Annotated in this window: 19 protein-coding genes and 1 tRNA gene; 11 read left to right on the top strand and 9 right to left on the bottom strand. The window is 61.5% G+C overall.

Annotated elements, in window-relative coordinates; all coding sequences use genetic code 11:
• Positions 1-76 precede the first annotated feature (76 nt).
• The 9 genes from bchY (at position 77) to ECTHA_RS0107280 (ending at position 9,545) form a co-directional block, all read left to right on the top strand.
• The gene (gene bchY, locus ECTHA_RS17490; protein WP_051582614.1) at positions 77-1,495 is read left to right on the top strand and encodes a chlorophyllide a reductase subunit Y; all 1,419 of its coding nucleotides are present in this window, start codon (positions 77-79) and stop codon (positions 1,493-1,495) included.
• Positions 1,495-2,946 (top strand): chlorophyllide a reductase subunit Z, encoded by a 1,452-nt coding sequence (gene bchZ / locus ECTHA_RS0107315; RefSeq protein WP_025281948.1) that lies wholly within the window; start codon positions 1,495-1,497, stop codon positions 2,944-2,946. Before bchY ends, bchZ begins: the two co-directional genes overlap by 1 nt.
• Before the next feature lie 274 nt (positions 2,947-3,220).
• Positions 3,221-3,379 carry a light-harvesting antenna LH1, beta subunit gene (gene pufB / locus ECTHA_RS0107310; RefSeq protein ID WP_025281025.1) on the top strand — a complete coding sequence of 53 codons (159 nt, stop codon included), beginning with the start codon at positions 3,221-3,223 and terminating at the stop codon, positions 3,377-3,379.
• A 90-nt stretch (positions 3,380-3,469) separates the two neighbouring features.
• Entirely contained in the window at positions 3,470-3,667 is a 198-nt protein-coding gene (pufA, locus tag ECTHA_RS0107305) for a light-harvesting antenna LH1, alpha subunit (RefSeq protein ID WP_025281947.1), read from the top strand.
• Between the two features lie 151 nt (positions 3,668-3,818).
• Positions 3,819-4,643: a photosynthetic reaction center subunit L gene (gene pufL / locus ECTHA_RS0107300; protein ID WP_025281946.1), complete on the top strand. Its 825-nt coding sequence runs from the start codon at positions 3,819-3,821 to the stop codon at positions 4,641-4,643.
• A gap of 15 nt (positions 4,644-4,658) precedes the next feature.
• Entirely contained in the window at positions 4,659-5,633 is a 975-nt protein-coding gene (pufM, locus tag ECTHA_RS0107295; RefSeq protein ID WP_025281945.1) for a photosynthetic reaction center subunit M, read from the top strand.
• Positions 5,630-6,769: a photosynthetic reaction center cytochrome PufC gene (gene pufC, locus ECTHA_RS17485; RefSeq protein ID WP_025281944.1), complete on the top strand. Its 1,140-nt coding sequence runs from the start codon at positions 5,630-5,632 to the stop codon at positions 6,767-6,769. Before pufM ends, pufC begins: the two co-directional genes overlap by 4 nt.
• A gap of 220 nt (positions 6,770-6,989) precedes the next feature.
• Positions 6,990-8,063: an AI-2E family transporter gene (locus tag ECTHA_RS0107285; RefSeq protein ID WP_025281943.1), complete on the top strand. Its 1,074-nt coding sequence runs from the start codon at positions 6,990-6,992 to the stop codon at positions 8,061-8,063.
• A 54-nt stretch (positions 8,064-8,117) separates the two neighbouring features.
• Positions 8,118-9,545 (top strand): mannose-1-phosphate guanylyltransferase/mannose-6-phosphate isomerase, encoded by a 1,428-nt coding sequence (locus ECTHA_RS0107280; RefSeq protein WP_029762514.1) that lies wholly within the window; start codon positions 8,118-8,120, stop codon positions 9,543-9,545.
• Between the two features lie 19 nt (positions 9,546-9,564).
• Here ECTHA_RS0107280 and mfd read toward each other — a convergent pair whose 3' ends face one another.
• The 6 genes from mfd to ECTHA_RS0107250 form a co-directional block, all read right to left on the bottom strand.
• Positions 9,565-13,050, bottom strand: coding sequence for a transcription-repair coupling factor (gene mfd / locus ECTHA_RS0107275; RefSeq protein ID WP_025281941.1), 3,486 nt, complete (start codon positions 13,048-13,050; stop codon positions 9,565-9,567).
• Between the two features lie 121 nt (positions 13,051-13,171).
• Complete coding sequence (locus tag ECTHA_RS0107270) at positions 13,172-13,378, bottom strand: YgaP family membrane protein (protein ID WP_026623619.1); 207 nt, start codon at positions 13,376-13,378, stop codon at positions 13,172-13,174.
• A gap of 109 nt (positions 13,379-13,487) precedes the next feature.
• Positions 13,488-14,366 carry a carbon-nitrogen hydrolase gene (locus ECTHA_RS0107265; RefSeq protein WP_025281939.1) on the bottom strand — a complete coding sequence of 293 codons (879 nt, stop codon included), beginning with the start codon at positions 14,364-14,366 and terminating at the stop codon, positions 13,488-13,490.
• Positions 14,367-14,395: 29 nt separating this feature from the next.
• Entirely contained in the window at positions 14,396-14,815 is a 420-nt protein-coding gene (locus tag ECTHA_RS0107260; RefSeq protein ID WP_025281938.1) for a hypothetical protein, read from the bottom strand.
• Positions 14,816-14,880: 65 nt separating this feature from the next.
• Positions 14,881-15,732: a universal stress protein gene (locus ECTHA_RS0107255; protein WP_025281937.1), complete on the bottom strand. Its 852-nt coding sequence runs from the start codon at positions 15,730-15,732 to the stop codon at positions 14,881-14,883.
• Between the two features lie 87 nt (positions 15,733-15,819).
• A tRNA-Leu gene (locus ECTHA_RS0107250) sits at positions 15,820-15,905 on the bottom strand.
• A gap of 158 nt (positions 15,906-16,063) precedes the next feature.
• Between ECTHA_RS0107250 and ECTHA_RS20155 the strand changes: the two genes are divergently transcribed.
• Entirely contained in the window at positions 16,064-16,765 is a 702-nt protein-coding gene (locus tag ECTHA_RS20155; protein WP_025281936.1) for a hypothetical protein, read from the top strand.
• A 41-nt stretch (positions 16,766-16,806) separates the two neighbouring features.
• Here ECTHA_RS20155 and ECTHA_RS17475 read toward each other — a convergent pair whose 3' ends face one another.
• Complete coding sequence (locus ECTHA_RS17475; protein ID WP_025281935.1) at positions 16,807-18,612, bottom strand: sensor domain-containing protein; 1,806 nt, start codon at positions 18,610-18,612, stop codon at positions 16,807-16,809.
• Between the two features lie 220 nt (positions 18,613-18,832).
• On the opposite strand from ECTHA_RS17475, the gene ECTHA_RS0107235 reads away from it, so the two are divergent.
• Positions 18,833-19,630, top strand: a complete 798-nt coding sequence (locus tag ECTHA_RS0107235; RefSeq protein ID WP_025281934.1) for a transglutaminase domain-containing protein — start codon at positions 18,833-18,835, stop codon at positions 19,628-19,630.
• Between the two features lie 32 nt (positions 19,631-19,662).
• On the opposite strand, the gene ECTHA_RS0107230 is transcribed toward ECTHA_RS0107235, so the two are convergent.
• The gene (locus tag ECTHA_RS0107230) at positions 19,663-20,007 is read right to left on the bottom strand and encodes a hypothetical protein (protein WP_025281933.1); all 345 of its coding nucleotides are present in this window, start codon (positions 20,005-20,007) and stop codon (positions 19,663-19,665) included.
• 42 nt (positions 20,008-20,049) lie between these two features.
• A complete protein-coding gene (locus ECTHA_RS0107225) occupies positions 20,050-20,538 on the bottom strand; it encodes a YaiI/YqxD family protein (RefSeq protein WP_025281932.1) in 489 nt (162 codons plus the stop codon).
• Between the last annotated feature and the right edge of the window lie 21 nt (positions 20,539-20,559).

Here is a 20,559-nt window from a genome sequence, read left to right as displayed (position 1 = left end):
CTCCGGCGCGGGAGAGGGTGTATCTGCTTCCGGTGTTTACAACGCCTCGGCGAGAACATCGGTTGAAACCGTCCCCGTGACTGTAGAGACCGCGCAAAGTGCCCAAGGTTCACACTCGGGTAAGTCGGCCAAGGGCCCTCATGATCAGCCTCAGAGCATGTGCCCGGCGTTCGGATCCCTGCGTGTGGGTCTGCGCATGCGTCGCACCGCCACAGTGCTTTCCGGCTCCGCGTGTTGTGTCTATGGGCTGAGCTTTACGTCGCATTTCTATGGTGCGCGTCGCACCGTCAATTACGTCCCCTTCGACTCCGAAACCCTGGTCACCGGCAAGCTGTTCGAGGATATCCGCGAGGCCGTGCACCAGTTGGCCGACCCCGCAGTAAACGATGCTGTGGTGATCATCAATCTGTGTGTGCCCTCAGCTTCCGGTGTGCCGCTCCGGCTGCTGCCCAAGGAGATCAATGGAGTTCGCATCATCGGACTGGATGTTCCGGGCTTTGGGGTCGGCACCCATGCCGAGGCGAAGGATCTTTTGGCGGGCACCATGTTGCGCTATGCCCGGGGCGAGGCAGAGCAAGGCCCGGTGCAGGCTCCGCGCGAGGGCCGCAAGGATAAACCCACCGTGACGCTGCTGGGTGAAATGTTCCCGGCCGATCCCATGGGTTTGGGCGCCATGCTCGAGCCTTTGGGTCTGGCGACCGGGCCGGTGGTGCCGACCCGCGAGTGGCGCGAGCTCTATGCAGCTCTCGATTGCGCTGTGGGCGCTGCCATTCACCCGTTTTATACCGAGTCCGTTCGCGAACTGAATGCTGCGGGCCGTGAGGTGGTTGGCTCTGCCCCGGTGGGGTACGACGGGACAGCGGCATGGCTGGACGCCATTGGTCAGGCCTGCGGTGTGAAGCAGGCCGCGGTGGACGCGGCCAAGAACCGCTTCCTGCCAGCGATCAAGGGTGCCTTGAGCAGTGCACCCATCAAGGGCCGGATCACGGTTTCCGGTTACGAGGGTTCGGAACTCCTCGTGGCCCGTCTGCTGATCGAAAGCGGTGCGGATGTCCCTTATGTGGGCACGGCCTGCCCCAAAACGCCTTGGTCCGCATCGGATCGGGAGTGGCTGGAGGCCAAGGGTGTACGTGTTCAGTATCGCGCCACTCTGGAGCAGGATATTGCCGCCATTGAGGAATTTGGTCCGGATCTGGCTATCGGTACAACACCGGTGGTGCAGCACGCCAAGGAGCGCGCCATTCCTGCCCTGTACTTCACCAACCTGATTTCAGCTCGTCCCTTGATGGGACCTGCCGGGGCCGGCTCCCTGGCCCAGGTGATCAATTCAGCGCTGGGCAACCAGGCGCGTTTCGATCGGATGAAGGGCTTCTTCGGTGATGTGGGCAAGGGTGCCAATGCAGGTGTCTGGGATCACGTACCCCAGGATGAGTCTGAATACCGTGACCGTTTGGCCAGGCAGCGCAAGGCCTCCAGAAAAGGGGGGGCAGTCTGATGCTGGTACAGGATCTGGATCGCGCGGGTGGTTACTGGGGCGCAGTCTATGTGTTCAGTGCCATCAAGGGCCTGCAGGTCATCATTGATGGTCCCGTAGGCTGCGAGAACCTGCCCGTCACCTCGGTGCTTCATTACACCGATGCCCTGCCGCCCCATGAGTTGCCCATTGCGGTGACCGGTCTGGGCGAAGAAGAGCTGGGTCAGAGCGGAACTGAAGAGGCCATGAAGCGGGCCCACAGCACGCTTGATCCCGAGTTGCCGGCAGTGGTGGTGACAGGATCGATTGCAGAGATGATTGGTGGGGGTGTCACGCCGGAAGGAACGAACATCCAGCGTTTCCTGCCTCGCACCATCGATGAAGATCAGTGGCAGTGCTCCGACCGTGCCTTGAACTGGCTCTGGACCCAGTACGGATTGAAAAAGGTCCCTGAGTTGAAGGCGCGCAAGGCGGGCGAAAAGCCCAAGGTCAATATCATCGGCCCCAGCTATGGCAACTTCAACATGCCATCGGATCTGGCTGAGATTCGTCGCCTGATCGAAGGGATTGGCGCCGAGGTGAACATGGTGTTCCCCCTGGGTAGCCACCTGGCAGAAGTGCCGCGGCTTGCGGACGCCGAAGTGAATGTCTGTCTGTACCGGGAATTCGGGCGCCAGCTTTGCGAGACCCTGGAGCGTCCCTATCTGCAGGCACCCGTGGGCCTGCACAGCACCACAAAGTTTCTGCACAAGCTGGGCGAGTTGCTGGATCTGGACCCGGAGCCATTCATCGAGAAGGAAAAGCACACCACCATCAAGCCTGTGTGGGATCTGTGGCGGTCGGTGACGCAGGACTTCTTCGGTACGGCCAGCTTCGGCATCGTGGCAACTGAAACCTACGCCCGGGGGATACGGCATTTCCTGGAAGACGAGATGGGCATGCCCTGTCACTTCTCCTTCTCGCGTAGCGCGGGTGTCAAGCCGGATAACGCGGCCGTGCGCAAGGCGGTGCACGAAAAGACCCCCCTGGTGTTATTCGGAAGCTACAACGAACGCATGTACTTGTCGGAGATCGGTGGTCGGGCCATGTACATCCCGGTCTCTTTCCCGGGCGCCATCGTGCGGCGTCACACGGGGACCCCGTTCATGGGCTACGCCGGTGCCACCTACCTCGTGCAGGAGGTGTGCAACTCATTGTTTGATGCCTTGTTCCACATTCTGCCTCTTGGGACGGATCTGGATCGAGTGGATGCCACGCCCACGCGGATGCACCGTGAACTCTCCTGGGATGACGACGCGAAGGCGGCGCTGGACAAGCTGGTGGATTCCTATCCTGTGCTCACCCGTATTTCTGCGGCCAAGAGATTGCGGGATGCCATTGAAGGCGCCGCCCGCAAGGCAGGAGAGGAGCGTGTGACGTTGGAACGAGTCACGCAGAGCGCGGCTGGTGTGTCGGCTGGGAGCGTGGCATGAACGCGGTTTTTCTTGATTGTTGCCGAGTGGGCTGTGTCAAGGGCCTGGCGGCGGCGATCATGACCTCCCAGCGGGGAGGTTATGGGTCGATCGTGGTGGGGGCTGCAGAGATGGAGGAACCTCCGTTCTCGGATGGCTTCGACCAGATTCGGGGATTTACCTGTTCTGGATCACGATCGTTGAACCTGTCGTAGTGTAAGGTTTACTGCGACGTAAGTGATCGCGTTGAGTCAACGCGGTATTTGCCAATTAGGCTCATTTGGAGGGTATTTAAATGGTTGATGAAACGAAAGGTTCGCTCTCGGGGCTGAATGAAGAGGAGGCCATGGAGTTTCATGGCGTCTTCATGACCAGCATGATGGGCTTCCTGGCGGTTGCCGCTGTGGCCCACGTTCTGGCCTGGATGTGGCGTCCCTGGGGTGTGGCTTGGTAAGACGCTTCGCCTGAAAGGCGAATCGAGTCTTAAGCCGTACCTTTAGCGAAGCATTAAAAGCAGTTTCTTTCCAATATAGGAGATTTCAATATGTGGCGTGTTTGGCTGCTGTTCGATCCGCGCAGAGCGCTGGTTGCCCTGTTTGCGTTCCTGGCCGTGCTGGCTCTTCTGATCCACTTCATCCTGTTGAGCACCGAGCGCTTCAACTGGATGCACAGCGCCTCTCTGGTCGATACGACCGAGCAGGTTGCGGTGCAGGCTCAGACAGGCAAGTCAACCCTGGGCTGAAGACGTCTGATGCCCACGCTCCCGGGCGGGATAATGGCTGTGAAATATTCATCCCGCCCGGTATCTGGGCCAATACGTTGACCAGAGTGTTGAGAGTATAGGGCAGCGGCCGGAATCTCCGGCCGGTGCCTTCTGACCGGAGGTTCTAGGAATGTCCATGCTGAGCTTTGAGAAGAGATACCGCGTACGCGGGGGGACGTTGATTGGGGGCAATCTATTTGACTTCTGGGTAGGCCCATTCTACGTTGGTTTTTTTGGGGTGCTAACGGCCATCTTCGCAGCGCTGGGAACGCTGCTGATCGTCTGGGGCGCGGCGATGGGCCCAACCTGGAATATCTGGCAGATTAGTATCGCCCCACCTGACTTGAGTTATGGCCTGGGTATGGCTCCTCTTGCTGAGGGCGGCCTGTGGCAATTCATTACCATCTGCGCCATCGGTGCATTTGTCTCCTGGGCACTTCGCCAGGTAGAAATCTGTAACAAACTGGGCATGGGCTACCATGTGCCGATCGCGTTCGGTGTTGCGATCTTTGCCTATGTCGCGTTGGTGGTCATCCGCCCGGTTCTGCTGGGTGCCTGGGGTCATGGTTTCCCCTACGGGATCATGAGCCACCTGGACTGGGTGTCCAACGTCGGTTACCAGTTCCTGCACTTCCACTATAACCCGGCACACATGCTGGCCATCACCTTCTTCTTCACCACGGCCCTGGCCTTGTCGCTGCATGGCGGCTTGATCCTGTCCGTGACCAACCCGAAGAAGGGCGAGGCCGTCAAGACTCCCGAATACGAAGATACCTTCTTCCGTGACACCGTCGGCTACTCCATTGGCGCCCTTGGTGTGCATCGTCTGGGTCTCTTCCTGGCCTTGAATGCCGCTTTCTGGAGCGCCGTGTGCATCATTCTGAGTGGTCCCTTCTGGACCCGCAGCTGGCCGGAATGGTGGAACTGGTGGCTTAACCTTCCGATCTGGGCTTAATGTAAGGGGACCACAATGGCCGAATATCAAAATATATTCAATCGAGTGCAGGTCCAGGCGGAGCCTGAGGCCGGCGTCCCGCTGGAAAATGAACGGGAGCGAATCGGCAAGCCGATGCTGATGCATCTAGCCGGCCGGTTCGGAAACGCCCAAATTGGCCCCATCTATCTGGGTTATACGGGCCTGTTCTCGATCCTCTTTGGTTTGATCGCAATCCTGATCATTGGTTTCAACTTTTGGGCCCAGGTGAACTGGGATCCCGCGCAGTTTGTACGTCAACTGTTCTATCTGGGTCTGGAGCCGCCGCAGGCGGAGTATGGTCTGGGCATTGCGCCGCTGGCTGAAGGTGGCTGGTGGCAGATGGCAGGATTCTTCCTCACGGCTTCGATCCTGCTGTGGTGGGTACGTGTCTATCGTCGGGCACGGGCGCTGAACCTGGGCACGCATGTGGCCTGGGCGTTCGCGGCGGCGATCTTCCTGTATCTGTCCCTGGGCTTCTTCCGTCCGCTGTTGATGGGTGACTGGTCCGAAGCGGTTCCGTTCGGCATCTTCCCTCACCTGGACTGGACGACGGCCTTCTCCCTGAAGTACGGCAACCTGTACTACAACCCGTTCCACATGCTATCCATTGCCTTCCTGTATGGCTCGGCGCTGCTGTTTGCCATGCATGGTGCAACGGTTCTGGCAGTGGGCCGGTACGGCGGTGAGCGCGAAATCGAGCAAATCACTGACCGCGGTACAGCTTCCGATCGTGCCGCTCTGTTCTGGCGCTGGACCATGGGCTTCAATGCCACCATGGAATCCATCCACCGCTGGGCCTGGTGGTTCGCCGTCCTGACCGTGATTACCGGCGGTATCGGCATTCTGCTCACGGGCACGGTGGTTGATAACTGGTACATGTGGGCGATTGATCACGGCGTCGCACCGTCGTATCCGAACATCTATCCGCCCGTCGAAGATCCGGCCATGCTTCAAGGGATGTCGCAATGAATACCATTACGCGCAAAACTGTGACAGTGGCGGCACTGACAGGTGCTGCACTCCTGGTGACTGGCTGTGAACTGCCAGTTGGAATCGAAACCGATCAGAAGGGTTATCGCGGACTGGGTATGGAGCAGGTGACCAAGCGTCATCTGGAAGCCAGAAAGCGGGTTGACCTGGTGATCCCTGAGGCCGAAAGACCGGCCAGCAGTGCCGGCCCGAAGGCCGGAGATATCTACTCCAGTGTGGAAGTGCTGGGCGATCTCAGCATTGCGGAGTTCAACCGCCTGATGAACGCGATCACCGCCTGGGTGTCGCCGGAACAGGGTTGTAACTACTGCCACGTGCCGGGTGACTTCGCGGATGAGAACATCTACACCAAGATTGTCTCCCGCAACATGCTCGAGATGACCAAGACCATCAACACCGAGTGGGATGCTCACGTGGGTGAAACGGGTGTGACGTGCTACACCTGCCACATGGGTCAGCCCGTGCCTGCGGAGATCTGGTTCGAGGACCCGGGTCCGAGACAGGCCGCTGGTGTGGCCGCGAGCCGGATGGGCCAGAACCTGGCTGGTCCGAATGTGGCTTCCACATCGCTGCCCAACGACGTGTTCAGTGCGTTCCTGGCGGATGATCCCAAGGATCTGCGTGTGACCCCGCGTACCACGCTGCCCATGGGTGACAATCCCCATAACCTGATGGACGCCGAGTGGGGTTTTGGTCTGATGATCCACATGTCCAAGGCGCTGGGTGCCAACTGCACGACCTGCCACAACACGAACAACTTCCCGGACTGGCAAACCAGCCCGCCGGAGCGTGTGACGGCATGGCACGGCCTCGAGATGGTTCGGGCGCTGAACGTGGACTATCTGGATCCGCTGCAGCCGGTGTATCCGGACACCCAGTTGGGCCCCCTGGGTGATGCACCCAAGACCAACTGCGCCACCTGCCACAACGGCCTGCAACTGCCTCTGGATGGGGCCAACATGTTGGCAGACTACCCCGAACTCAACCGCGTGCAGCGGCGTGAGGGCTGGGCACCTACAGAAGCCGATGCCGAGTTGAGCGAGACCCAAGTGGATCCCGACATCTCTGCGGATGACTTCGATGATGACGCAGCCGAGGAAGCGGCTGGTATCTAAGGTTGGAACGGGCTCAGGCCTGCTGAAAACCTGAAGCAGTATCACAGGGGACCCGCAAGGGTCCCTTGTGCGTTTTGGACAGCCCGGTTCGTGTTCAACTCAGGTGGTGGACCTGGGTGGGTGAATGAAGGGATTTTCCGGATGCAGTGCTTCCTGGGTTTGTGTATCGTTCAACAGATAAAATCTCCACTTCTCAAGCCTTCCAGGCGGCCATACGATCGTGATACCCGAGCGGTTCAGTAAATCCATACCCTTCTCCTCAAGCGAAAACCTCGGCACCTGGCACTGGTTGCTGGGCGCCGCTGCGGTCGTGGTCATCCTCGCCGGGCTCAGGGAGGTGAGCCACATACTCACGCCTTTCCTGCTAGCGGCATTCCTGGCCATCATCTCAGCACCGCCGCTCACCTGGATGGAACGCCGCGGAGTACCTGGTGCCCTGGCTGTGCTCATTCTCTTTCTTTGTGTGGGATTCACGTTCTTCCTGCTGTTTCTGGCCTTGAGGGGGGCGGCTGAAAACATGGCCAGTCAGGCGCCGCTTTACCAGGAGCGCCTGGAGCAGTGGTTGGTGGATCTGCGGGAGGCTTTCGAGGCGAGGGGCTTGCCGGTGGAGGCGTTACCGGAGGAGGTCTCCTTACCGGGAGCGGCTACCTTGACCAGTGCGGCTCGAGGGATTGCGGGGGGCTTGGGGGCGTTCACCGCGAGTACTTTCCTGGTCCTGCTGGCTTACATGTTTCTGTTGCTGGAGGAACGTACGCTGGCTGCCAAACTCAATGCGGCGTTCCCGGGGCGCCCTCGGGCCCGCGTTCGCATGCGCCGTTTCCTGCGGTCTGTGTATCGCTACCTGCTGATCAAGAGTGCGGCCAGCTTCACGACGGGCATCGTCATCTGGGCGGGCCTCGCCTTGATTGGGGTCGACTTCGCCGTGCTCTGGGGCATTCTGGCCGGCTTGCTGAATTTCATCCCCAATGTGGGGTCCATCATCGCGGCGGCGCCCGCGCTTTTGATCGCGTTGCTGGGGATGGGTATCCCCGAGGCGCTGATGGTGCTTGGCCTCTATGTAGCCGTGAACGTCACCATTGGCAGTGTTCTGGAGCCGCGTTTCATGGGGCGCACGCTGGGGTTGTCGCCGGTGATCGTGCTGGTGTCATTGCTGGTGTGGGGTTGGGTGTTCGGCCCGGTGGGGATGATATTGTCCATTCCGCTGACCATGATCGCCAAGTTGGCCTTGGAGGCGCAGCGGGATACCCGGTGGATTGGCATCATGATGAGTGACCGGGTGAGACGCGGTGACTGACGGGCGTCCCCATAACGGGTCTGGCGAGTAAAGCTCATAATTGGATGAATCAATATGGAGATCTCCGTGGGTATTGTTCCTGTGATCCTTTCCGGTGGCGCCGGTACGCGGCTGTGGCCCATGTCGCGCCAGCACTACCCCAAGCAGTTCTTACCCCTGACGGGTCAGGGTCAGACCATGCTTCAGGCGACACTGGAGCGACTGCCCAAGGACACTGCTCTGGTAGCCCCCGTTGTCGTGTGCAACGAAGCGCACCGCTTCCTGGTGGCCGAGCAATTGCGGCAGACGGGTGTGGATCCATGCCAGATCATCCTGGAGCCGGTGGGCCGCAATACCGCCCCTGCGGTGGCATTGGCGGCACTGGAGCAGACGGCGTCCGGGGGCGATCCGGTCATGGTGGTGATGCCTGCGGACCATCTGGTTGCCGATGTGGAGGCCTTTCAAAAGGCCCTGGATGAGGCCGTATCCCTGGCCGAGGACGGTGATCTGGTGACCTTTGGCGTGGTGCCCACCGAGCCCCATACAGGTTACGGGTATATCCTTGCGGATCACGTCAAGGATCGCTCTGGCGCGCCGGTGAAGGCGTTCGTGGAAAAACCTGATCGGTCCACTGCCGAGGACTATCTGGCCTCCGGAGATTATTACTGGAACAGTGGCATGTTCGTGTTTCGCGCCTCGGCGTATCTGGAGGAGCTTGAGCAGCATGCACCGGATATCCTGGAGGCCTGTCGTCGTGCCATGGAGGGCACGCAGGCAGATCTGGACTTTTTGCGGGTGGACCGGGAGGCCTTCGCCGCCTGTCGTTCCGAGTCCATCGACTATGCGGTGATGGAGAAAACACGCCGTGCGGTCATGGTACCCCTGGATGCCGGCTGGAGCGATGTGGGCTCCTGGGAGTCGCTATGGTCGGTGGGCAAGCAGAACGGGGATGGCAACGTGGCTGTGGGCGATGTGATGACGGTGGGTGCCCGCAATTGCTATGTGCACGGCAGTCATCGCCTGGTGGCGGCCGTGGGTGTGGAGGATCTGATCGTGGTGGAGACCTCCGATGCGGTGCTCGTGATGCACAAGGACCGCAGTCAGGATGTGAAAGAGGTGGTGGCCCGCCTGAAGGCCGATGGTCGACAGGAATCGGAGAATCACCGCTGTGTGGCACGTCCCTGGGGAACCTACGAACAGATCGACATGGCCTCGCGTTTTCAGGTGAAGCGGATCACGGTGAAGCCGGGTGAGACCTTGTCACTGCAAATGCATTATCACCGGGCCGAACACTGGGTGGTGGTGAGGGGCACTGCACGCATCACCCGGGGCGAAGAGCAGTTCGTGCTCACGGAGAATCAGTCCACCTTCATCCCGTTGGGGGTGACGCATCGGCTGGAGAACCCGGGCAAGATCCCCCTGGAACTCATCGAGGTGCAGTCGGGGAGTTACCTGGGGGAGGATGATATTGTCCGGTTTGAGGATACCTACGGGCGGGCATGATTTGAGGTGAGGGCCGGCCTCAGGCCGCGGCATCCTGCTTGATCTGCAGCCGCCCCAGCAACTGGTTTACGCTCTCGACGCGCTGATCCAGACTCTCCATTTCGGCGGTGAAGCGCAACGTATCCTGGCCATCAAGACGGAAGCTTTCGGGCTGGGATTGCACCAGCTGGATCACGCTCATCGGGTCCACCGATGGGTTGGTGTGGAAGATCAGCCTGCCACCCTTGGGCCCGACTTCCAGTTTGCGCGCCCCCAGGGGCTGCAATCGCAGCTTCAGCCGCGTGGCCTCCACCAGGTTCTTGGCCTGCGCCGGCAGCAGTCCGAAACGGTCCACCATCTCCACTTCCATCTCCCTGAGTTGGTCCGTGTCCTGGCAGGCAGACAGGCGCTTGTAGAGGATCAGGCGCGTGTGGATGTCGGGTACATAGTCATCGGGTAGCAGTGCCGGCAGACCCAGGTCCACCTCCGTGGTATCGGATGTGGTGTGATCCAGGTCGGGGACCTTGCCTTCCTTGAGGGCCTTGACAGCCCGGTCCAGCAGTTCATTGTAAAGGGTGAAGCCGATCTCCTGGATTTGTCCACTCTGCTCGTCCCCCAGCAATTCGCCGGCACCCCGGATCTCCAGATCGTGGCTGGCCAGGGTGAAGCCGACCCCCAGGTCCTCCAGGGACTCGATGGCCTCCAGTCGTTTGACGGCATCCTTGGTCATGCCCGACGGATGCGGGGTGATCAGATAGGCATAGGCGCGATGGTGGCTACGTCCCACTCGCCCCCGCAACTGGTGCAGCTGGGACAGGCCCATCTTGTCGGCCCGGTTGATGATGATGGTATTGGCGGTGGGCACGTCGATGCCGGTTTCGATGATGGTGGTGCACACCAGAACGTTGTAGCGCCGGTGATAGAAATCCAGCATCACCTGTTCCAGTTCCCGCTCACGCATCTGGCCATGGGCAATGCCAATGGTGGCTGACGGGACCTGTTCCTGAAGCTCCCTTGCAGCCTTTTCGATGGTCTGAACCTCGTTGTGCAGGTAGTACACCTGCCCACCCCGGCGAATCTCTCGCAGACAGGCCTCCTGGATCAGGGCACTGTTCCACTGGCTGACGAAGGTCTTGATGGTCAGACGCTCCTCCGGCGGCGTGGCGATGATCGACAGATCACGCAGGCCCGACAGGGCCATGTTCAGGGTCCGGGGAATGGGCGTGGCGGTGAGGGTGAGCATGTCCACCTCGGCTCGCAGGGACTTCAAACGCTCCTTGTGGCGGACCCCGAAGCGCTGTTCTTCATCAATGATCACCAGCCCCAGGTTCTTGAAGCGCAGGTTGCCCTGGATCAGCTTGTGAGTGCCGATGACGATGTCCACCCGACCATCTTCAAGGCCCTTCATCACTTCCTGGTGCTGTTTCTGGGAACCGAAGCGGGACAGGGATTCGATGCGTACAGGCCAATCGGCGAAGCGGTCGCGGAAGTTCTGGTCATGCTGCTGGGCCAGCAGGGTGGTGGGCACGAGCACCGCCACCTGCTTGCCGCCCTGGATGGCCACAAAGGCCGCCCGCATGGCCACTTCGGTCTTGCCGAAGCCCACATCCCCGCAGACCACCCGGTCCATGGGACGCTCGGAGGCCATGTCGTCAAGCACGGCGTCGATGGCACTGAGCTGGTCCGGGGTTTCCTCGAACGGGAAGGCGGCGGCAAATGCAGTATATTCCGCGCCTCTTGCCTGGTAGGCATGGCCCTGGCGCGCCGCCCGGCGGGCATAGATGTCCAGGAGCTCTGCGGCCACGTCGCGGGCCTTTTCGGCTGCCTTGCGCCGGGCCTTCGACCAGGTTTCGGTTCCCAGCTTGTGCAGCGGGGCGTGTTCGGGGTCGGCCCCGGTGTAACGGCTCACCAGATGCAGCGAGGCCACCGGCACATAGAGTTTGTCGCCGCCCGCGTATTCCAGGGTGAGAAATTCCGTTTCCTGACCACCGGCGGTGATCTTCTGCAGGCCAAGGTAACGCCCCACGCCATGATCCTCATGGACCACGGGGGCGCCTGCGTGCAGGTCGGTGAGGTTGCGAACCACCGCGTCTGCATCCCGGGTGGGTTTGCGCCGACGACGTTCCTGGCGGGCCTTCTCCCCGAACAGCTCGGATTCGGTAAGTACCGCAATCCCCTCGCCGGGCAGGCAAAGGCCTGATTGCAAGGGGCCGATGGTGATGGCCGGTGAGGCATCTGACGCCAGAAATTCGGCCCAGGATTCCACGTGGTGCGGAATGATGCCGAAGGGTCGCAGGGTATCCAGCAGTACCTCTCGACGCCCGGGGGATTCCGCCATGAGCAGCACCCGGCCCGGGAAATCCTTGAAAAAGTCGTTGAGTGCCCTGGCAGGCTCGGCCTGGCGAGTCTGCAGGCGCAGGTCGCCGTGGGCATGGGCGTTGGCGTTGTGGGTGCTGGCCGGGCCGTTGTCCTCCAAGGGCTCGCTGGTCAGTTCCAGCGTGGGCCAGTCGCGCGTGCCGTTCGCTACGTCCTCAACACCGAGGAAGAGGCTATCGGGGGGGAGCAGGGGGCGTTCGCGGTCGTGACGGCGCTGTTCGTAACGATGGGCCACTTGATCGGCAAAGGCCTGTGCGGCAGCCAGGGTATCCCCGACGTGAACCGCCAGGGTATTGTCGGGCAGGTAGTCGAACAGGGTTTCCATCTGCTTGAAGAACAGCGGTAGATAGTACTCGATGCCCGCCGGAGCAGAACCCTGGCTCACCTCCCGATAGATGTGGCTGGCCTGGGGGTCTCCCTCGATCACGGTGCGGTAATGCTGGCGGAAGGCCTTGATGCCGGCCTCATTGAGAGGGAACTCATGGGCGGGCAGCAGGCGCACTTCCTGGATGGTTTCACGTGAGCGCTGGGTTTCCGGATCAAAGGTGCGGATGGTCTCGATCTCGTCGTCCAGCAGATCGATGCGATAGGGGGCGTCGCTGCCCATGGGGTAAACATCCATCAGGGCACCACGCACGGCGTATTCCCCGTGCTCCATCACCTGACTCACATGCTGATAGCCGGCCTGCTCGAAACCTTCCCTGAGTTTGTCCCGGTCGATTCGCTCACCCTGTTGCAGCATCAGACACTCCGATTGCAGCCAGGCTCGAGGGGGCAGGCGCTGCATGAGCGTGGTGACGGGAATGATCAGGGCGCCCCGTCTCAGGGCGGGCAGGTGGTAGAGCGTTTCCAGTCGCCGGGAGACGATGTCCTCGTGGGGAGAAAACACGTCGTAAGGCAGGGTTTCCCAATCGGGCAGGGACAGGGTCGGAAGATCCTCGCCGGCCAGGAAGAAATTCATCTCCTGTTCAAGACGCTCGGCAGTCTGCGTGTCTGGCGTGATGAGCAGAGAAACGCCACGGTGTCGACGAGCGGCTTCCGCGACGGCGAGCCACAGGGCGGAACCAGAAAGACCTCCCCACCGGGCCAAGTGGCCGGCGGTGGGGAGTTCAAGTGCTTCAAGCGGGTTGGACTTGCTGTTTTGTGGCATTCGGTATGCGTGTGGCCGGGGTGTGTTTCACTAGGCCGCCGATTATACCGTGCCCTTTTTATTTACGCGCCCGATCCCCGTAATCAGCGGATCGGGGTCCCCCGGTCAGCCTGAAGGCGAATCAGGCTTCTTTGTCGGGATCGGTGTTCATACCCAACAGGTTATAAGCCGGGCACCAACCAATGGTGGCGGTGGCCAGAGGGATCAGTCCCAGCCAGCCCCAAGGGGTTTGCGGGCCGACAAAAACCAGGGCCAGCAGCACCAGGCCCACGACGACACGAATCATGCGGTCGTTGGAACCCATGTTCTTCATTTCTTCAAAATTCATCTTTAAAACCTCCTCGGTTTGGTACAGCAACCCCTCACTCTACCGGGAAATGGGGGCCGTGTCGTTGATAAGATTGGAATCATCGCCCGAAATTCCGTCCGGGATCGGCTCAGTCATCCCGGTAGCGTTTGAGCAGGTCCTCATAGGCATCGATGCGTCGATCCCGGAGGAAGGGCCAGATACGCCGCACAGCCTCGCCCCGGGCCAGATCCACATCCACCAGCAGGCAGGCCTCCTCATCGGTGGAGGCCTGGTCCAGAAATTCCCCCTGCGGGCCGCAGACGAAACTGCTGCCCCAGAACCGGCTCCCGGCGCCGACGCCGGAGGGATCGGCCTCGAAACCCACCCGGTTGCAGGCGGCCACAGGCACACCATTGGCCACCGCATGGGCCCGCTGCACGGTGATCCATGCCTCCCGTTGGCGCGCCTGTTCCTCGGCGTTGTCGTCCGGATCCCAGCCAATGGCTGTGGGATAGATCAACAACTCGGCGCCTGCCAGTGCCATGAGCCGAGCGGCTTCCGGGAACCACTGATCCCAGCAGACCAGCACCCCCAGCCGGCCCACGGAGGTGTCCACGGGATGAAAGCCCAGGTCGCCAGGGGTGAAGTAGAACTTCTCGTAATACCCCGGATCATCTGGGATGTGCATCTTGCGGTAGCGTCCGACCAGGCGGCCATCGCTGTCGAGCACCACGGCGGTGTTGTGATAGAGACCGGCAGCACGACGCTCGAACAGCGAGCCGACGATCACCACGCCCAGTTCCGCCGCCAGTTCCGAGAGGGTCTGCGTGGTGGGGCCGGGGATGGGTTCGGCCAGATCGAAGATTCCGGTGTCCTCCGTCTGGCAGAAATAGGGGCCCGTATGCAATTCCTGCAGGATGACCAATCGGGCCCCCTGCTCGGCTGCCCGGCGGATGCCCGCCAGGCTCTTGTCCAGGTTGGCCTGGATGTCATCGGTATTGGATTGTTGAATGAGTGCAATACGCATGATGTGGGGTCTGCGGGTTTCAGGAGAGATCAGAGCCGGCGTCGGAAGCTGCGCACGGCCAGGTAAAAGTGAAAACAGGCCAGCAACATCAGGCCCAGACTGACGAGGAAGATCCCGCCATACGCCCCGAACAGCATCAGAATCCCCAGGGTCATCAGGCAGGCGCCGGTGGCGCCCTGGATGATGAGGCTGTTGATGGGGCCGGCGTTCCAGGTGGACATGGTCAGGAACCACCAGCCCATGGGGATGCCTGGCGCAGAAAACAGCAGTACGAGTTGCCGGGGCACGCCCCCCAGGTAGCCCACGCCGATGTAGATGCCCAGCCCGGCCACCATCAGCAGGCCCACACCCACGGCAGCAATCCGGTAGGTGGGCTGACGGGAACGCAGCCAGGGACGTCTGGCTGGCCGTGGATAATCGCTGGAAGATGGTTTCTTGACGGGTGGCATTGGATTCCTGCCGGGACAGGCTTCTGATCCCGGTCCAAGGGGGGCTTGGGGATGGGTGTCGGGTGTCAGCGCAGGATCAGCAGCGGTATGCGGCATGTCTTGAGCATTCGCGTGGTCGTGCTGCCCACGAAGAATTGTCGGACCTTGGAATGTCCGAACGCGCCCATGACCAATAACTGGATGTCATGCTCCTCCAGGTAGCTGATCACGGACGCTTCCACCGGGCCAGGGCGCAACGCTGCCTGCATGGAAAAGCCCTTGCGCTCAAGCATGCTCTGCGCTGCGTGGAGCATGGCGCGGTTGTCGCCGGTATCCTTGCCCACCATGAGCAGGTGCCCGGACAGTCCGCTGAGCAGACGGCTTTGCGCCACACGGGCCACCACTTTGTTGGCAGTTTCACTGCCATCGTAGGCAATCAGGAAGCGCTCCGTGGGGGCGTAGTGTTCTGGGGCGATCAGTAGCTTGGGACCCAGGGTACGGATGATGGTCTCCAGGTGGCCACCCACATGCCGCATGTCCTCCCCGGAGTCATTTCCCCTGCGCCCCACCACCACCAGGCGGGCCTCGCCCTGCAGTTCCCTGAGCACCTGCGCGATGTCACCCTGGCGCAGCAGGTTGCCGGGCTCCAGGACACCCTGGCGCATCAGGCGGTCCGCGGCATCATTCAAAATGGCCTGCCCCTGTTTATGCAGCAGTTGTCGTCTTGTCTGTTCTGTCTGCTCCAACTCACCGTGGAGTGCCTCGCGGTGTCCCAGGGTCAACTCCTCGCGGACCTGTTGGGTTGTGGCGGTCTCCGGCGGTGTGCTCACATGTAGCAGCATGACAGGGAGGTCCATGCGTCGGCTCGCCCAGGCCGCGTAATCACAGACGGACGGAGAAGCACGGGATCCGTCGACACAGGCAATGACGTTGTTCATCTGGGATCACCTCCAGCACATCGGTCGGCGGCGGGCGGGACAGGTGCCTGCCGCCGTGATATCCATTTGGACTGATCCGATGGAATATGGTGCCCGGAGCCGGACTCGAACCGGCACGGCCTGGGGCCGAGGGATTTTAAATCCCTTGCGTCTACCAATTTCGCCACCCGGGCGGGATGATTGCGGGCGCTGTGCCATGTTCTACTGGTGCGCCGGCAGGTGGCAGTATAACGGCCCCGCCAGAGCGGTCAAAGCAATGGGCTTAAGCCGGGGCCTCCGATGCCGCTATCCTGAAGTGAGTGTCCTTCATGACTGATCAAGGAAAAACAAGATGAGTGCCAAATCCGAGAGCTTGATGAGGCTGGTGGCCCTGACCCGCGGCAGCGAGGAGGTGGGTCCGCTGCTGGCGGATTATGTGCAGCGAAAGTACCACGTCAAGGATATATCCTCCTTCATCTCCGGCGATGTGGAGGGCGTTGACGACAAGGAAGCCCTGTATGAGCAGTGGGCGCAGTGGATCGAGAATGGTGAGCTGGATCGATTCGTCATTGATGAGCCTCCCGAGGGCAACGACGATGCCGATGACAGCCAGCCCTTTCAGGACCCTGAAGAAGCCCTGCTGGACATGGTGGGTTCCGAGCCCGAGCGCCGCTCGGCACCCACCCCGCTGCACCCCGGGATGATCCCTGAAGCGGCACCCGAGCCCGAGCCGGAGCCGACGCCTGATCCAGAGCCTGTCCCGGAGCCAGAACCGACGCCCAACCCGGAACCGACCCCGGAGCCAGAGCCGACCATGACACAGCAGGACCCACAGGAGGAGGCCCATATGGCCGCAGAGCCGGAGAACACACCGCCATCCGAGAGCCTCGCCGAGGCTCGAGCACCCACCGGAAGCCTGGACGCAATGGTGGCATCCATGATCAGCGATCGTCTGGAGGCGTTGCCGCCGCCGGAGTCGCCCATCTCGGAGGAGCGCATCCGGGAAATCGTCCGCGAGGAGGTGCGCTCAATGCTGCGCAACATGCTGTCGTAGGCGGTGTCTGGCCATGAGAAAGGCCTTGCGTGGCGCAGGCTTCAGCGATGGAAGCAATACCGGTTGCGTCCTGCCTGCTTGGCCTGATACATGGCGTGGTCGGCTTGTCGCAGTAGACCATCCGGTTCCACGGGCGTTGACTGGGGGTAGAAGCTCACGCCGATGCTTACCGAAATGGATGCTTCGCCATGGAGGTTTGAATCGCACAGGCCCTTGCAGGCCCCGAGGATGCGTTCCAGCACGGGCTGGGCATCCGCCGGGGTTTTCAGGTCCAGCAGGATACCGGCGAACTCGTCCCCGCCGATACGCGCCAGGGTGTCTTGCTGGCGCAGGCAGGCGTTGAACCGCGTCCCTGCCTGTACCAGCAGGGCGTCCCCGGCGGAATGGCCGAGTAGGTCGTTGACCTGCTTGAAGCCGTCCAGGTCCAGATAGATCACTGCCAGCAGACCGTCTGAGCGATCGGTCATGGCCATGGCCTGGTGCAGGCGGTCCTGAAACACCGCCCGGTTGGGAAGTCCCGTGAGCAGGTCGTGACTGGCATTGTGCTCCAGTTGGGCCTGCAGGGCCTTGCGTTCAGTGATGTCCGAAAAAACGACCACGAAGTGCCGGGTCTGCCCGGAAGTGTCCGGAACCGCACGGATGGTGGTCTGGGCTGCGAACAGGGAGCCATCCTTGCGGCGGTTCCAGAGTTCGCCTTCCCATTGGCCGGTGGCGAGCAGCATTTCCCAAAGCTGGGTAAAGAACGGCTGATCATGCTGATCCGACCTGAGCAGTCCTGGGTTCTGGCCGACAGCTTCCCCGGCGGTGTATCCGGTGAGCAGGGTGAAGGCCGGGTTGGTTTCCAGGATGATGCCATCGGCATCAGTCACGAAAATGGCATCCCCCGCGGCCCTGAAGACAGTGTCACTCAGCACCAGGCGGCCCTGTTGGCGTGTCTGCTCGATAGCCAGGCGGGTCAGGTTTGAGAAGGCTTGTACGGTCTGGATCTCATGTTCATCGGGGCTGCCGGGATCATCCCGGTAGGTGGCGAAGGTAGCGATGACCTGGCCCTGGGAGTCCAGGATCGGCTCGGACCAGCAAGCCCCAATCCCTGCTTCCCGCACGGCATTGGCCAGTGTTTCCCAAAAGGGGTGGGTGGTCACATCATCAATGATCACTCGTTGCAGGGTGGCTGCGGCCGTGCCGCAGGACCCGACCCCCTCGGCGATGGCCAGTCCATCGCAGGTGATGTTGTATTCCATGGGTAGGCTGGGTGCGGCGCCCAGCAGCAGGAGCTGGTTTTCCTCGTCCACCAGCTGAATGGCTGCCCGCCGGTTGGACAGCAGTCTCTCGATACCCTCGGCGATGGTGCGCAGGATATCGCGCAGGGGGGCATGCTCCAGCACTTGCTCAAGTACCTGACTGTGCACCCGGTTGGTGAGCTCCGCCTCCTTTCGACGGGTCACATCCAGACAATGGCCGATATACCCCAGGAAGGCGCCATCCGCCCCGTAGCGAGGCTGGCCATCGTCCTGAATCCAGCGGAACTCACCGCTGTGGTGACGCAGTCGATAGTCCATGCTGAAGGGTTGTCGCCGCTCGAAGGCTTCGGTGTAGATCGCGATACAGTCATCCAGATCCGCCGGGTGGACCCCCTCGGTCCAGCCTGCGCCCCGTTCCTGATCCATGGTGCGACCCGTAAATGCCAGCCAGACGCGGTTGAACCAGTCACACTGCATATCCAGGCCAGAGGTCCAGATCAGCGCCTGGCCGGCGTCGGCCAGGGCACGAAACCGCTCCTCATCCCCTCGGGGAGGCTCCGGGGATGACGTCTTGGCATCGTTTTGAGGGGGGAGCGATTCGGTCATGGCGCCTGCCGGTATTCGAGATTCTGGGGCGTGATCAGGACGCGCCAGTGGACGCTCAAGGGGTGAGGGCAAGAATGTAGCATGTTAACGAGATTTCGCCCTCGTGGCGGCGTAAACTGCGACGAGAGGGCGGTAAACCGGATAGGTGCGCGGCGTCACGGCGTCCCCCTGTCAGGGGGAGGCTTGAATATTTTTGGCAACGACCCTGGGAGGTCGATCTATGTGGTTGCGGGTGGGTTGTACCCTTGAGATGGACTTTCAGGTGGAGAGTCCCATGTTGTTGCTCATGCGACCGCGTAGCGATGCACACCAGTGGGTGGCCCAGGACCGCTACACTGTGTCGCCCGGCATGCCGATCATCGAATATACCGATATGTACGGCAATCTTTGGCAACGTTTGACGGCGCCGCCCGGGCACTTCCAGGTGCAGGTGCAGTCAGATGTGCGCGTGCCCCCCAGACTGGATCGGGTGCCGGGAGCGCCCTTTGTGCTGGTGCAGGACTTGCCGGATCACACGCTCATGTATCTGACGCCCAGCCGCTATTGCGACTCCGATCGCCTGGGGCAGCAGGCTGCGCAAATCGTGCGTGGCAAGATTCCCGGTTACGACCAGGTGGAGGCCATTGCCCGCTGGACTCATGAGCACATGACGTATCTCACCGACTCCGATCCCACTCCCATCTCGGCCCAGGAGGCCATCGACCGGGGCAACGGGGTATGCCGCGACTTCGCCCACATCGGGGTCGCCCTATGTCGAAGCCTGAGTATCCCGGCGCGCTATGTGGTGGGCTATCGGTACCGGTTGGTGCCCATGGACCTGCATGCCTGGTTCGAGGCGTACGTGGGTGGCCAGTGGTTCACCTTCGACCCCACCCAGTCCGAGTCTGAGGCGGGGCGGGTGCGGCTGGGCTACGGTCGGGATGCCTCGGATGTGCCTGTGTTCAACCAGTTTGGTCCACTGGTGATTCCCTCGCGCATGGATGTGTCTGTTGAAGAGATTGATGGCCTGATCCCTTGAGCTGCCCCTTGATTTGAAGGGAGCAGATCGGTTCACTCCAAGGGTTCTACCTGCTGCAGGCGCAGACTGCGCCCTTCCTCGGGGGCGTAATGGAAACGGCCGGTTACCTTGACGGTTTCCCCCAGGTGGGGGGCAATCAAGTCGTCGGGTTCCACGGCCACACGGCGCAGTTGCTCATCCTCGATCCAGTAGTGCGAGGGTTCCTCCAGATGGCGCACCACCCCCTGGGTGGTGATCAACTGGCCGTCATGACTGGCGGGTTGGGAGGCCAGCACCATCAGCGGCACTTCCGAGGCGGTTTCCTCGCCGCCGCAGGCGGACAGCATCACCCAGGTGGCGGCGGCGGCGATCATTGTCAGGGTACGGGCAAATTTCATCAGAACTCCTTTGCATGGGGAATGCCGTGGTACGGCATCGGGTCAGGCACGGGTGTTTCGCTGCAGCCAACGATCCAGTTGATTGGCAAAGGCCTGCCGGTCGCTCTGGCTGAGGGCTGGAGGGCCGCCGGTATCGACGCCGCTTGCCCGCAGGGTGTCCATGAAGTCCCTCATTTGCAAGCGTTGGCGGATGGTGTCCTGGGTGTATGACTCACCGCGCGGGTTGAGCGCCTGGCCCTGTTTGTCCAGTACCTGTGAGGCCAGGGGGATGTCGGCGGTGATGACCAGATCTCCCGGTGACACCAGACGAACGATTTCATCATCGGCCACGTCATAGCCGGCACCCACCTGCATCGTCTTGATGAAGGGTGAACGCGGCACCTGGATGAACTGGTTGGCCACCAGTGTGACAGGGATCCGTGTGCGCTGTGCCGCACGAAACAGGATCTCCTTGATCACCACGGGGCAGGCATCCGCGTCCACCCAGATGCGGGGGCCGGGGTCATGTGAGGTGGGTTTGGCAGAAGTCATTGCCCCAGTATAACCACATGA

Origin of the sequence: Ectothiorhodospira haloalkaliphila ATCC 51935 (assembly GCF_000633935.1) — a bacterium.
Classification (GTDB): Bacteria; Pseudomonadota; Gammaproteobacteria; order Ectothiorhodospirales; family Ectothiorhodospiraceae; genus Ectothiorhodospira; species Ectothiorhodospira haloalkaliphila.
The sequence above is the reverse complement of the archived record's forward strand: the minus strand, read 5'-3'. Positions and strand labels throughout refer to the sequence as shown.